The 12,110-nt window shown below is 54.9% G+C and carries 13 protein-coding genes; 4 read left to right on the top strand and 9 right to left on the bottom strand.

The genetic code is table 11. The features are described 5' to 3' along the window. Positions 1–264: 264 nt before the first annotated feature. Together CIK92_RS13475 and CIK92_RS10555 are read right to left on the bottom strand one after the other, a co-directional pair. Positions 265–849 carry a hypothetical protein gene (locus CIK92_RS13475; RefSeq protein WP_144289402.1) on the bottom strand — a complete coding sequence of 195 codons (585 nt, stop codon included), beginning with the start codon at positions 847–849 and terminating at the stop codon, positions 265–267. After that, complete coding sequence (locus CIK92_RS10555) at positions 800–1,105, bottom strand: RHS repeat-associated core domain-containing protein (RefSeq protein ID WP_254046063.1); 306 nt, start codon at positions 1,103–1,105, stop codon at positions 800–802. The genes CIK92_RS13475 and CIK92_RS10555 overlap by 50 nt, the downstream gene beginning before the upstream one ends. A gap of 385 nt (positions 1,106–1,490) precedes the next feature. Between CIK92_RS10555 and CIK92_RS10560 the strand changes: the two genes are divergently transcribed. After that, a complete protein-coding gene (locus CIK92_RS10560) occupies positions 1,491–2,240 on the top strand; it encodes a peptidylprolyl isomerase (RefSeq protein ID WP_094389043.1) in 750 nt (249 codons plus the stop codon). 369 nt (positions 2,241–2,609) lie between these two features. Next, a complete protein-coding gene (locus CIK92_RS13480; protein WP_144008055.1) occupies positions 2,610–2,825 on the top strand; it encodes a hypothetical protein in 216 nt (71 codons plus the stop codon). Between the two features lie 570 nt (positions 2,826–3,395). Here the strand turns inward: CIK92_RS13480 and CIK92_RS10570 are convergent. The 7 genes from CIK92_RS10570 to CIK92_RS10600 all read right to left on the bottom strand — a co-directional run bounded on the left by CIK92_RS10570 (position 3,396) and on the right by CIK92_RS10600 (position 9,173). Further along, entirely contained in the window at positions 3,396–4,154 is a 759-nt protein-coding gene (locus tag CIK92_RS10570) for a 1-acyl-sn-glycerol-3-phosphate acyltransferase (protein ID WP_094389045.1), read from the bottom strand. 5 nt (positions 4,155–4,159) lie between these two features. Beyond that, positions 4,160–5,329, bottom strand: coding sequence for a metallophosphoesterase (locus CIK92_RS10575; RefSeq protein WP_094389046.1), 1,170 nt, complete (start codon positions 5,327–5,329; stop codon positions 4,160–4,162). After that, complete coding sequence (locus CIK92_RS10580) at positions 5,326–6,147, bottom strand: vitamin B12 dependent-methionine synthase activation domain-containing protein (RefSeq protein WP_094389047.1); 822 nt, start codon at positions 6,145–6,147, stop codon at positions 5,326–5,328. The genes CIK92_RS10575 and CIK92_RS10580 overlap by 4 nt, the downstream gene beginning before the upstream one ends. Beyond that, on the bottom strand, positions 6,144–7,475 hold the full coding sequence (locus tag CIK92_RS10585; protein WP_094389048.1) for a dihydroorotase: 1,332 nt from the start codon (positions 7,473–7,475) through the stop codon (positions 6,144–6,146). The genes CIK92_RS10580 and CIK92_RS10585 overlap by 4 nt, the downstream gene beginning before the upstream one ends. A gap of 14 nt (positions 7,476–7,489) precedes the next feature. Next, on the bottom strand, positions 7,490–8,275 hold the full coding sequence (locus tag CIK92_RS10590) for a DUF4369 domain-containing protein (RefSeq protein WP_094389049.1): 786 nt from the start codon (positions 8,273–8,275) through the stop codon (positions 7,490–7,492). Positions 8,276–8,425: 150 nt separating this feature from the next. Then, positions 8,426–8,845 (bottom strand): hypothetical protein, encoded by a 420-nt coding sequence (locus CIK92_RS10595; RefSeq protein ID WP_371591364.1) that lies wholly within the window; start codon positions 8,843–8,845, stop codon positions 8,426–8,428. Beyond that, complete coding sequence (locus CIK92_RS10600) at positions 8,838–9,173, bottom strand: septum formation initiator family protein (protein ID WP_094384649.1); 336 nt, start codon at positions 9,171–9,173, stop codon at positions 8,838–8,840. Before CIK92_RS10600 ends, CIK92_RS10595 begins: the two co-directional genes overlap by 8 nt. Positions 9,174–9,319: 146 nt before the next feature. On the opposite strand from CIK92_RS10600, the gene CIK92_RS10605 reads away from it, so the two are divergent. Both CIK92_RS10605 and CIK92_RS10610 read left to right on the top strand, forming a co-directional pair. Further along, positions 9,320–11,101 carry a DNA polymerase III subunit gamma/tau gene (locus CIK92_RS10605; RefSeq protein WP_094384652.1) on the top strand — a complete coding sequence of 594 codons (1,782 nt, stop codon included), beginning with the start codon at positions 9,320–9,322 and terminating at the stop codon, positions 11,099–11,101. A 569-nt stretch (positions 11,102–11,670) separates the two neighbouring features. Further along, the gene (locus CIK92_RS10610) at positions 11,671–11,931 is read left to right on the top strand and encodes a hypothetical protein (RefSeq protein WP_094389051.1); all 261 of its coding nucleotides are present in this window, start codon (positions 11,671–11,673) and stop codon (positions 11,929–11,931) included. Positions 11,932–12,110 lie beyond the last annotated feature (179 nt).

Raw genomic sequence — 12,110 nt, forward strand, 5'->3', positions numbered from 1 at the left:
TATTGCATAGAGAATGTTGACGGACAGCTTGCTGTTATAAAGTAAACTTCATTTGGACTTTACAATTCTGCATTTTGCCATCCATATTGTTTGGAGGGCAAATGTAATATGCACCTATCGGAAATCTAGCATAGCAAGAAAAACGACAGTCGCTTATCCCGAACTCAGGTTTATAGGGTTGCAGGCCGGTGTTGCGGCTGTCGCCCATAACATCGTGCAAAGTTAGTGGGAAACCCTGTGCTTTAGTGCTGCCTTTCACTGAATTCATAAGCATACTTTATTGATATACTTTATTATAATAGCCTCCCATTCTCTTCTGTATCTTTCTCTTTTTTGTGAGGGGGAGTAGCTCTTAGGACTTATCCCCATTTCAAAATAGAATGTACTGCTGTTTTTTTTGTAGATAATTAATTTCTCAAAAAATAGAGGTGGTACGAAATATAAACAATTTTCTTTCATAGTAACTCCACATAGACTTTTTTCCTTATAAGAAAACAGCTCGTCACTTTCTATATTTCCATGTCTTTTTATATATGGATTATTCTCTTTGTTTTCGCAACATTCTGTACACATCCCTTTAGGGCGTGCTATGCACCAATAATCAGTTGCGTCAGCATTCTTGACAAAGACAACTGATGTATATGCATGAGGTCCTTCTGTATATCCTAATGTACAAATAATAAATTCACAGGAATATGAGTTATATAATTTGCAAATACTATCTATTATAGCACTATCCGCTATATTGTACTCTCCTGTTCTTAATTGTACAAAATTGGAAAAATTCTCACTATCCTCTTCACTCCATTGTCTTCTTACAGCCCATGCGCTGTCCCCCCCTTGCATCAATGTAGTTCACGGGGTCGTCCCCACACGACACATATGGCGACCATGGGTAGTATTTCTCCGCCAAGGCATCCATTACGTTCCATCTTCCCGTGACGGGGTCGTAGTGGCGGGCACCGTGGTCGTACCAGTCCAGTCCGTGGGTGCGGTCGAGCTCCTTGCCAATGTATTTGTAGGGTTGGGGGGCGTGGTCACTCTCTCTGCTTCCGGCAATGGCGAAAGCAGGGAGGCTCAGAGTGGTCATGAGCCCCAACAGCATTATGACAATCTGGCGGCGCATGGTCAGGGGTTAAGATGTTTACATTGCAAATATAATAATAATGTACACACGCGCAAAGGAAATTGGGGGAAAAGTGATGGCTGGGGGTGAAAATAATGTCAATAGTCTGGCAGTAGCTAACATGCACATCTGTTGCCACATCACTTTTCTACTACTCCATCATGCCCCTTCGGCCCAGGTCCCCATGTTTCCCACTATTTTCTGCTGCCATAGTCTAAAAGATAGGGCAGTTGTGTGGATGGTAGAACAAAAAGTATTACCTTTGTGTAGAAGATTGGCAACCACGACGCAAAGCGTTGCAACCATCGCGACGCATGGCGCACGGACAGTCTGAATAAGCATAGTAACACAACAAACATAGACAATGTCAACAGTAAAAATCACAACCACTCTGGGCGACATCGTAGTCAGCCTGTATGACGAGACGCCCCTCCACCGCGACAATTTCCTCAAGCTCGCCGCCGAGGGCTATTACGACGGCCTCTTGTTCCACCGTGTCATCAAGGACTTCATGGTTCAGGGCGGAGACCCCGACTCGAAAGGCGCTCCTGCCGGCAAACGCCTCGGTATGGGCGGCCCCGGCTATACTGTCAAAGCCGAAATCAATCCCCGTCTCTTCCATAAACGTGGTGCGCTCTGCGCTGCCCGACTTGGTGACGAGGTCAATCCTGATCGCGAGTCGAGCGGCAGCCAGTTCTACATCGTCTGGGGCTCGGTCTACAAGCCTGCCCAACTCAAGCAGATGGAGAAGCAGATGCAGCAGAACCAGGTGACCATCGCCTTCAACGACCTTGTGGCCGCCCATAAGGATGAGATAATGGAGATGCGTCGCAACCGCGACCGCGCTGGACTGCAAGACCTTCAGGAGCGTCTGATTCAGGAAGCCCAGGACAGCTGCAAGGCTAACCCTATAGGTTTTACCGAGGAGCAGACCGAGGCTTACAGCACCCTTGGCGGCACTCCCCATCTCGACGGACAGTATACCGTGTTTGGCGAGGTGACCGAGGGCCTCGATGTGGTCGAGCAGATACAGTCTGCCGCCACCAGCCCCGATGACCGTCCTTGCGAAGACATCGCCATCATCAAGACCGAGGTCTGCCAGTCCGTGCAGTGATGCCGTGGCTCTGACTGACGGTCTGACTATGTGGGTCAAGACCGTCGGGAGCCAGCCCGGCACCCTCGCATATCTAAACGCAAAGCGCCCTGCCAGGATGAAAATACAGCTTTTCATCCTGGCAGGGCGCTTTGCGTATGGCGGTCATGCGGCAGCCGGTCTCTCCGACTGTCATGATCCCATCGTGGATGGTACGCAGCCTTGGCAACTCTGTAGGAGTTGCGCTTTCCCAGCCCAGGGTTGAGGGGCGCAGCGCCTCTACCCTGGGTGCAAATCAGTACAAATCAATGCTACTCTGTAAGAGTTGCGATTAGCCGCAGGCGTTACCCGGGCAGGACATAATATAGGATGATATAAACACAAAAAGCCATGGCGGCTGTTGTCGGCTTCGCCTTTTTGGTGACGGTGGCGACGCCAGTCGGAAAACGAGTTTTCCTCCTTATCATCACCACCATCCCCAACGCCATGCGTTGCATGGCGACAACAGCCGGCATGGTAAAAAAAGCGGCCGTTGGCCGTTCAAAAAGTCCGCCGTTGACGGTAAAAAAACAGTTGCTTGTAGTGGTTCATCAAAGAGAGCAATGAAGAAGAGGTGTTATATATTGATAAGAAATAAGCTAATCACTTTTTGTAGCTTCTTATGCGAGTATATCAAGAGAACATGGAAACGCACGAGACAAGTAACGCCTACGGCTAAACGCAACACTTACAGCGTTGCTATGTTGGTGGGTATCTTACCCAGGGTAGCGTGCTTTCGCCCGCAACCCTGGGCTGGGAAAGCGCAACTCTTACAGAGTTGCCGGGGGTGCGTACTATCTTCCGATGAGTATGGTCAAATATATTTGGGCGGTTATTGGCTAACCATGATGGACGGTACGCACCCAATGTTGGAATGGTGTTTGCCCATGGTGTGTGGTGCGCATACAATGATGGGGTAGCCCATCGTGAAAGGTACGCACCCTTGGCAACTCTGTAGGAGTTGCGCTTACATAGCCCAGGGTTGAGGTGCGCAGCGCTTCTACCTTGGGTGCAAATCACTACAAATTAATGCTACTCTGTAAGAGTTGCGATTAGCCGCAGGCGTTACCTGCAGCAGGACATAATATAGGATGATATAAACACAAAAAGCCATGGCGGCTGTTGTCGGCTCAGTCGTTACTGGTCGGGATTCTCTACATATCCCTGGTACTTCTTGTCCAGGTCGGCCATGATGGTCTGGTATGCCTCGTCCATCGTCTTGCGCTCATACTCCAGCCCTTTGCCTTGGGGATAGATGGGGGCATGGATGGTGAGCGTGAGCGGATGCCAGTCGACGAAGCGCCCGTCGCGCATACGGGGCAGCACGTCGAACGAGCCGTTGATGGTAAGCGGCACTACGGGCAACTGGAGCTCGTCGGCGAGCATGAAGGCACCGCGGCGGAATACCCCCATGTGTCCGGTAAATGAGCGGGCTCCCTCGGGAAATACCACCAGCGACATGCCCTCGCGCAACGTGTCGCGCGCATGGTCATAGGTCTCGCGTATCTTGCTTGGCCCACGCTTGTCTACAAAGATGTGATGGGCATAGTGGCACGCGGCGCCCACCAGAGGCACATTGCGCAGGCTGCGCTTCATCATCCACTTGAAGTTGCGGTTCAGGAAACCGTAGATGAGGAAGATGTCAAACGCTCCCTGATGATTGCTTACGAATACATAGGACTCGTCCTTGCGCAGATGCTCGCGCCCCTCGACCTTGACGGGGAGAAGGAGGATAAAGGTGGTGAGTCGCGACCACCACTTGCCGGGATAGTAGCCCCAGAAGTGGCCGTTGCCCAGTCGGCAGCCTATCATGGTGGTGAGCGAAGTGACGATGCTGGCTACCAGGAATATGGGTAGTGCGACGATGAGCTGATAGAGTCGATACAGATACTTCATTGGTTTTATGATTTGTTCGTTGTCAGTGTAATGATGGTTATCTCTGGATTTACATGATAGCGCATGGGTACCACGCCGCCCAGTCCGGCATTGACATAGAGCCAGCGCTGTCCCTCGCGGTAGAGCCCCAGGTCGTGGCGCTGTCGCAGCTGGGTGAAGCGCAGCCCGAAGAGCTCTATCTGTCCGCCGTGGGTGTGTCCGCTCAGGGTGACTTGGGCGGTAGAGTGGGGCAGTATGGTGCGGGTCCACGACGACGGGTCGTGCTCGAGCATCAGGGTAAACGCCCCGGCAGGTATTCCGCGCATGGTCTTGCCCACGTCGCCTCGCGAGGGGAAGGGCGGCTCGCCGTCGTTCTCCATGCCGGCGATGAAGATAGAGTCGCTGCCACACCTTATGACGCAGTTGTCGTTGAGCAGCAGATGCCACCCCAGTCCGCGCTCCATCTGGCAGAGCCGCTGTTCGGCGCGGATGCGCTCCTCGTCGGTGCCGCCGAGATAGGTGGCATAGTCGTGGTTGCCCAGTACCGAGTAGACTCCCAGCGGAGCCTTGAGGCGTGCGAGCATGGGCATCACGGGCTCCAGCTCGGCGGGCTTCACGTTCTGTATGTCGCCCGTGAAGCAGATGAGGTCGGGGTGCTGGGCGAGCGTGCTGTCGACGGCACGGCTCAGTATCTGGGCGCGGCGGCCGGTATAGGTGCCCACATGGGCGTCGGAGAGATGTGCCAGGCGCAGTCCGTCAAACTCTTTCGGCAGATTGTCTACCGCCAGCGTCACGTGCTTCACCTCTATATCGGCGAAACCTATGGTATAGCCATAGACAAAGGCGTAGACCATATACCCCGCAAGCCCCATCCCCACGAGGCGGCCCCAGTTGCGGCGGCTGTGGGCGAGGCGGCATATCGCCAGACCTATGGCCGAGCAGAGCACATAGACCAGCTTGGGCACTACCCATACCCCGAGCAGGGCGATGTAGAGCCGTGCCCAGTAGATGTCGTCGGGCACAAAGCTGGGCGACACTGCCAGTATGCTGCTGAAGACTATCATCAGCGCCGAAGGTGTCAGCCACAGCAGCCGCTCTACCCACGAGTAGCCTGGGCGGCGCAGACGGTGCAGCCAGAGATATACATCGGGCAGGATGATGATAAGTAGCAGAGGGATGAACACACGGGCTATCATTGTCGTATCATATTGGATTCTAAAAACTTGCGCATCAGCGTGATGGGGATGCCGCGTCGGTGGGCGTAGTCGGTGAGCTGGTCGTCGCCTATCTTGCCCAGGTCGAAATAGCGTGCCTCGGGGTGGCTTATCATGAGCCCCGACACGCTGGCGTGAGGCGTCATCATGCCGCTCTCGGTGAGGCGTATGCCTATATCGGTGAAGTGCAGCAGCCGGTCGAGCACAAAGTTGAGGCTGGTATCGGGCATTGAGGGGTAGCCTATGGCGGGCCTTATGCCCTGATAGTCGCAAGCCAGCATGCGGGCGGGGTCTTCGGGCTCGTCGGGCTGGTAGCCCCATAGCCGTGTGCGCACCTCGTAGTGCAGCCGTTCGGCGGCAGCCTCTGCCAGTCTGTCGGCAAGGGTCTGTCTCAGCATCTGCTGGTAGATGTCGCCGTGGCAGTCGGTCTCCATGCCGCTGTCTACGGTGGTGGCGAAGACGCCTATATGGTCGGGCTCGCCATAGCCTGCAGGCCGCACAAAGTCAGAGAGACACAGCGTGTAGTCGCATCCTTTGGCGGGATGTTGCTGGCGCAGCAGGGGGATGCGCTCTCCGCTGTCGAGCACGATGTCGTCGCCGTCGCCCCAGGCAGGGTATAGCCCTATGATGGCGCGGGCCTTGAAGCGGTCATCGGTCTGGCGGAGCGTGTCGAGAGCCTCGGCTTTCATGCGCTGGCGCTCGCTCTCGGGCTTGCCGTTGAGGCTCCAGGCGTGGTAGAAGTAGACCCAGTTGATGTAGGGCTCGAGCTGGCTGAAACTGTAGGTGACGACGGTCTTCATCTGAACGCTATCTCTTCGCCCCGACTGTCGGTGCAGAAGTGTCCACGGTCGTAGATGGTGCGGCCGTTGCACAGGGTGGTACGCACCCGCCAGTCGAAACTGTCGCCCATGAGCGGGCTCCATTTACACTTGCTCTGTATGATGTCTTCGGTGACCGTCCAGCGCTGGTGGGGTTCCACGATGGCGATGTCGGCCTTGTAGCCACGACGCAGAAATCCGCGGTCGCGCACGCCGAAGAGTCGGGCGGGGTTGTGGCACATCAGTTCCACCATGCGCTCCACCGTGAGCACTCCCTGGTCGGTGAGTCCCAGCATGGCGGGCAGCGAAAACTGCACCATGGGCATGCCCGAAGCGGCACGGGCGCAGCCTCCTTGCTTGTCGGCCAGCTGGTGGGGAGCGTGGTCGGTGCCGAGGGTGTAGATGCGACCGTCGGTGAGGCCACGGCGCAGTGCGTCGCGGTCGTGGGCGGTCTTCACGGCGGGGTTGCACTTGATGAGTGCGCCCCGCTGCGCATAGTCGCTGTCGCTGAAGAGCAGATGGGCTGCCACGGCTTCGGCGGTGATGTGGTCGTCGGCGCCGAAGAGTTCCAGTTCGCGGGCTGTGGTGATGTGGGCCACATGCAGACGGGTGTGATGGCGGCGTGCCAGGCTTACTGCCTTGTGCGTAGACTGCCAGCAGGCTTCCTCGCTGCGTATGGTGGGGTGGTATTTGATGTCGGGGTCGTCGCCGTAGAGGACTTTGGCGCGTGCCATGTTGACATTGATGATGGCAGAGTCTTCGCAGTGGGTCATCAGGGGCAGACCGCGCTCGGCGCAGGCGGCGAAGATGGCGTCGAGGGCGCTGTCGCCGTCTACCAGCATGTTGCCAGTCGAGGCACCCATAAACAGCTTGATTCCGGGTATGCGGTGGGCGTCGGCATGGCCGATGAGCGACAGGTTGGAGGCAGTGGCTCCGGGGAAGAAACTGTAGTTGACATGGCTCTCGTGCGCCGCGCGCTCAAACTTGTCGTTGAGGGCTTCGAGGGTGGTGGTCTGGGGCACGGTGTTGGGCATGTCCATCACCGATGTCACGCCACCCCAGGCAGCGGCTCGGGTCTCGCTCTCGATGTCGGCTTTCTGGGTGAGTCCCGGCTCGCGCATGTGGACGTGCTCGTCTATCACGCCGGGCATAACGAGACACCCCGTGGCGTCTATCTCTTCCGAATAGAGGCCACGGGGTGTACTGCTGTCTTCGTAAATTTCGGTTATCCTGTCGTTGTCGATGACCAGACTTCCGAGGAAGCTCCTGCCTTCGTTGACGATGGTACCTCCATAAATGATTGTAGACATATAGAGTTCATTGTTTATTTGCTTGCGCCAGGCTGGGCCATCTGGTTGGGTGTGGGCGCAGCCTCTACGGGCTGGGCGGGCGCCTGTTCCTGTGCAGGCACATCCTTCATGCCAGTCATAATCTGCTGGTTCTCGAGCGCCTTGGCGTAGTAGTCCTTGACGTATGGGTCGTTCTTGAAATTGTCGGTAGCCTTGCTCATGATGTCCTCTATCCAGGGGTCGAGCATGGGGTAGGTGTTGTTGATGGTAGCCATGAAGAACACGCCGGGACCGAGCACGTTGTCAAAATTCTCGGTGACAAAGCTGGTAACCAGCTGGTCTTCTTCTTGCGACAGCTTCTGGGCGGTGGCCTCGAGCTGCTGGTTCACCACGTTCATGTCGTTGCCGTTCATGATGGCCTGGTCGTGCTGGTGGATGAGGTCGGCCTGCTGGCTCTTGAGCTGGTTGAACTTGTTGAAGAACTGGAACAGCTTGTCGTTGAGCGGAGTGCCGCTTACCACCTGCTGGGTGTTGTCTATCTTGACCACGATGTCGCCGGCTTCGAGCACTACGGGCATCACGCTTTCGTCTTCCATGAATATGGTGGCCATGCGCACGGTGTCTACAGTGCCGGTAAACGAGAATTTGCCGTGAACGACGTCACACGAGTCGAGGTTCTTCATCTCATTGTTTACCAATACCTTCAAATATAGTTTGCGACCATCCAAGGTGGAAATATTGGACGTGCCTTGGATGTCGAACGACTTTGCACAAGATGTCAGCGTCAACAGGGCGATAAAGTAAAATACTACTTTCTTCATATATAGCTTTTAGTTCTGTGTTGTTGTGCCAGCGGTGACGACCGAGCTTTTGCTCGCCAGTATCAGCCCCCGGCTTGTTAGCACAAAGGTAATATCTAATATCGAAGTTATGAACTTTTTTAATGCTTATTTATAGATTAGCGCCTACTTTTAAGTATTTTTTGTTTTCTTGAGTTCGCTGTCGAGGCGATGTGTAGTGTAAACCTCAAGGATGGCGGCGATAAGCAGCAGCACTACCCACTTGTTGTATACATATTCTATATAGGTGTAGTACCCCGCGCTCATGTTGCTGTCGAAGAGCGACACCAGAACATGATACACGGTGTCTACCATGAGCATGCCCGAAAGAATGAAGAATATGTCGGCAATGCTCTGTATGCGCTTGAGCCGCTTGATGGTCGGGTCGTTGCCCTCGTAGGTCTGCATCATCTGCATGATGGCAAACATGCACGCGCCGAAGAGGAATATCCAACACATCACCTGCTGCCAGAGCAGGAAGCAGTAACAGCCGGCGCCCACCACCATGAGCAGACCGCCTGAGAGATAGATGGCATTCTGCCACTTATTCATTGTTTTCATCATTGTCATTTGTCGTTTGGTCATCGCTGAGCACAAAGATGTCCTCGTCATCGGTCTTCATGAAATAACGCTCGCGAGCTACCTTCTCGATGGCTTTGGGATTGCGCGTCAGCTCTTGCAGCTTCTTCGTGTCGTGTTCGTTCTGGGCATTATACCGCTCTATCTCGTCCTTGAGGTCGCCTATCTGCAGCTCATACTGGATGCGCTTGCGGAAGCTGTTGTTGCCTACCACACCCACCATGATTGTACCCAGTACGATTACGATGAGATACTTGTAATGACCGAGCAGATTGCCTATATTACCTTTACGAAAAAACATATTTATATGTATTACACGTGCAAAAATACTAAATATCATCGAAACTTTCGACATTTTTAGTTACTTTTGCAATAGAGATGCCAATATTCGTCGACCAGACGATGGGCGTCGCTATCATTGCAACATTAAAATATATCCCTATAAGTATGGAAGAATACATTGTATCCGCCCGCAAGTACCGCCCGATGAGCTTCGACTCGGTGGTGGGACAGTCGGCGCTTACCACTACGCTCAAGAATGCGGTGAAGAGCGGCAAACTCGCTCACGCATACCTCTTCTGCGGTCCGAGAGGAGTGGGAAAGACCACCTGCGCGCGTATCTTCGCCAAGGCCATCAACTGCATGCACCCCACTGCCGAGGGAGAGGCGTGCAACGAGTGTGAGAGCTGTCAGGCGTTCAACGAGCAGCGCTCCTACAACATCTTTGAGCTCGATGCCGCCAGCAACAACTCGGTAGAAAACATCAAGGCGCTCATGGAGCAGACACGCATCGCCCCCCAGCTCGGCCGCTACAAGGTCTTCATCATCGACGAGGTACACATGCTCTCTACGGCTGCCTTCAACGCCTTCCTCAAGACGCTCGAGGAACCGCCAGCCCACGTCATCTTCATCCTCGCCACCACCGAGAAGCACAAGATACTGCCCACCATCATCAGCCGTTGCCAGATTTATGACTTCGACCGCATGACCGTGCCCGGCATCGTAAACCACCTCAAGATGGTGGCAGAGCGCGAAGGCATCAAGGCAGAGCCCGAGGCGCTGCACATGATAGCCGAGAAGGCCGACGGCGGTATGCGCGACGCGCTGTCTATCTTTGACCAGGCGGCGAGCTTCAGCCAGGGCGACATCACCTACAAGAAGGTGCTCGAAGACCTCAACATCCTCGACAGCGAATACTACTTCAAGGTCATCGACCAGGCACTCGAGAACAAGGCCTCCGACATCATGGTGCTGTTCAACCAGGTGCTCTCCAAGGGCTTCGACGCAGGCAGATTTGTCAACGGACTTGCCACCCATGTGCGCAACGTGCTCATGGCGCGCGATGCCGAGACCATAGCCCTGCTCGAAGTGAGCGAACAGCAGCAACAGCGCTACAAAGAGCAGGCACAGCGTTGCTCTGTACCGTTCCTGTACAAGGCGCTGCGCATCCTCAACCAGTGTGACGTCAACTACAGGCAGAGTTCCAACAAGCGCCTGCTGGCTGAAATCACCCTGATAGAGGTGGCACAAATCACCCAGCCCGACGATGCCGCCGGCGTGGGGCCTGGCCCCAAGCGATTGAAATCCCTGTTCAGACTTATCACAGCGTCTCAGCCTAAAGCGGCAGCACAGGTGGCCGTGGCTGAGCCCCCTGTCCGCCGCCCGCAGAAGGAGGTGCAGACAGTAGAGGCTGTGGCTCCTTCTGAAGCGCCCAAGACCCCATCCCGGGCGGCGCAACCTATGGTTAATCCCCTTCTGGGCATGTCGTCGCTCTCGTTCAGCTCGATACTGAAAAGCGAGGAGAAAGTGGCACAGATCGAGGACGACGCCTTCAAGACCGACGCCGACAGCGCACAGCCCGAGGGGAAGCCCTTCGACGACGCACAGCTCGGACTGGAGTGGCGTGGCATGTGCAACCGTATGCCCAAGAAGTATGTCGCGCTGGCGCAGCGTATGAAGAACATCGACCCCGTCATCACCGACTATCCCCTTGTCGAAGCGGTGGCAGACAATACCTTCCTGGCCAACGAAATCATCGAAATCAAGCCGCGTATAGAGAAGACGCTGCAAATTGCGTTGGGTTGCCCCGACCTCAAGCTCAGCGTGCGCGTGGCAGAGGCGAAGGAGGTAAAGCGTATGCCTACCCGCCGCGAGATGCTCGACCATCTGCGTGCCAACCATCACGCTGTAGGCAAACTCATCGACAATCTGCAGCTCCTTCTCACATAACTGTGTCGGCACATTAGGGCAGGGGAGCGCAGTAGCCCATACCCTCAGCCTACAGCCGACAAGCACAGTCATCGCAAAGGGACAAAAGCAAACACCAGCAGTCGCTTTTGTCCCTTTCTTCGTGTCCGCAGCGCCCAAGCCCCTCCCCTTGACACCCACCGTTGCCACCTTCTCCGCAAGTCGCCAACCCCTCGTAGCCTGTCATCACTCCCTCGCCGAAAGCCCCAACCTCCTTCGCCACCTGCCGTCACTCCCTTCGCCACCCGCCATCACTCCCTTCGCCATCTGCCATCACTCCCTTCGCATCGTCCGGCCATTCGCCCGCCATCCACGAGCAACGAGTGAGGGCGCCCACCATCATCTACTCTCTGTTGGCGTGGCAAGACATCCCTCTGCTTGGGCAAGACATCCCTCTACCCATGCAAGAAAAGCGAACGGCACGGCAAAACAACTCTCTGCCCATGCAAGAAAAGCGAACGACGCGGCATGATATCAGAATTTCAAGGTTTGCAATGTACAAATCAGCCCATGCAATACTCATTTCGCACCTTGAAACGTAAAAAACCGCGATGGCGCGGCAGAATATGACCGTCGCGGCGACCGTGGCGACATCGCCCGTTCTGTCCGTCGGGTTCGTCATGCCTACGCCCGGTGCTTATACCTTATATAATATATACGCGCGCACGCGTGCGATAGTTTCACCCATGACAGAGGGCGTCGCAATGAAATTTTTCTTAACGCTAATTCCTTGGAAAATAAGCAAAATGACAGCCGAGATAGTCGCCAACCTTGATTTTTTGGCACCGGCATATAAAAAATGGCAGAAATAATTGCGCAATTGCTAAAAAAGGTTTAACTTTGCATCGAAATAAAGACGATACATACAACCTAAACAACATAACCTGATGATAACAGACCCTCAAGCATGAGTTTGTGAACAGAACAAAGCATACTATGGTGCAGGTGCGTCGTCCGCGACGCGCCCAAGCCAGAGGGGACACTCTCAGGG

Origin of the sequence: Prevotella sp. P4-67, assembly GCF_002251325.1 — a bacterium.
In the GTDB taxonomy this organism is placed as follows: Bacteria; Bacteroidota; Bacteroidia; order Bacteroidales; family Bacteroidaceae; genus Prevotella.

Bases quoted from the DNA above. Each gene is read 5' to 3' on its own strand.
- CIK92_RS10555 (WP_254046063.1), bottom strand. From the start codon at position 1,105: ATGCTGTTGGGGCTCATGACCACTCTGAGCCTCCCTGCTTTCGCCATT.
- CIK92_RS10560 (WP_094389043.1), top strand. From the start codon at position 1,491: ATGTCAACAGTAAAAATCACAACCACTCTGGGCGACATCGTAGTCAGC.
- CIK92_RS13480 (WP_144008055.1), top strand. From the start codon at position 2,610: ATGGCGGCTGTTGTCGGCTTCGCCTTTTTGGTGACGGTGGCGACGCCA.
- CIK92_RS10570 (WP_094389045.1), bottom strand. From the start codon at position 4,154: ATGAAGTATCTGTATCGACTCTATCAGCTCATCGTCGCACTACCCATA.
- CIK92_RS10575 (WP_094389046.1), bottom strand. From the start codon at position 5,329: ATGATAGCCCGTGTGTTCATCCCTCTGCTACTTATCATCATCCTGCCC.
- CIK92_RS10580 (WP_094389047.1), bottom strand. From the start codon at position 6,147: ATGAAGACCGTCGTCACCTACAGTTTCAGCCAGCTCGAGCCCTACATC.
- CIK92_RS10585 (WP_094389048.1), bottom strand. From the start codon at position 7,475: ATGTCTACAATCATTTATGGAGGTACCATCGTCAACGAAGGCAGGAGC.
- CIK92_RS10590 (WP_094389049.1), bottom strand. From the start codon at position 8,275: ATGAAGAAAGTAGTATTTTACTTTATCGCCCTGTTGACGCTGACATCT.
- CIK92_RS10595 (WP_371591364.1), bottom strand. From the start codon at position 8,845: ATGAATAAGTGGCAGAATGCCATCTATCTCTCAGGCGGTCTGCTCATG.
- CIK92_RS10600 (WP_094384649.1), bottom strand. From the start codon at position 9,173: ATGTTTTTTCGTAAAGGTAATATAGGCAATCTGCTCGGTCATTACAAG.
- CIK92_RS10605 (WP_094384652.1), top strand. From the start codon at position 9,320: ATGGAAGAATACATTGTATCCGCCCGCAAGTACCGCCCGATGAGCTTC.
- CIK92_RS10610 (WP_094389051.1), top strand. From the start codon at position 11,671: ATGGCGCGGCAGAATATGACCGTCGCGGCGACCGTGGCGACATCGCCC.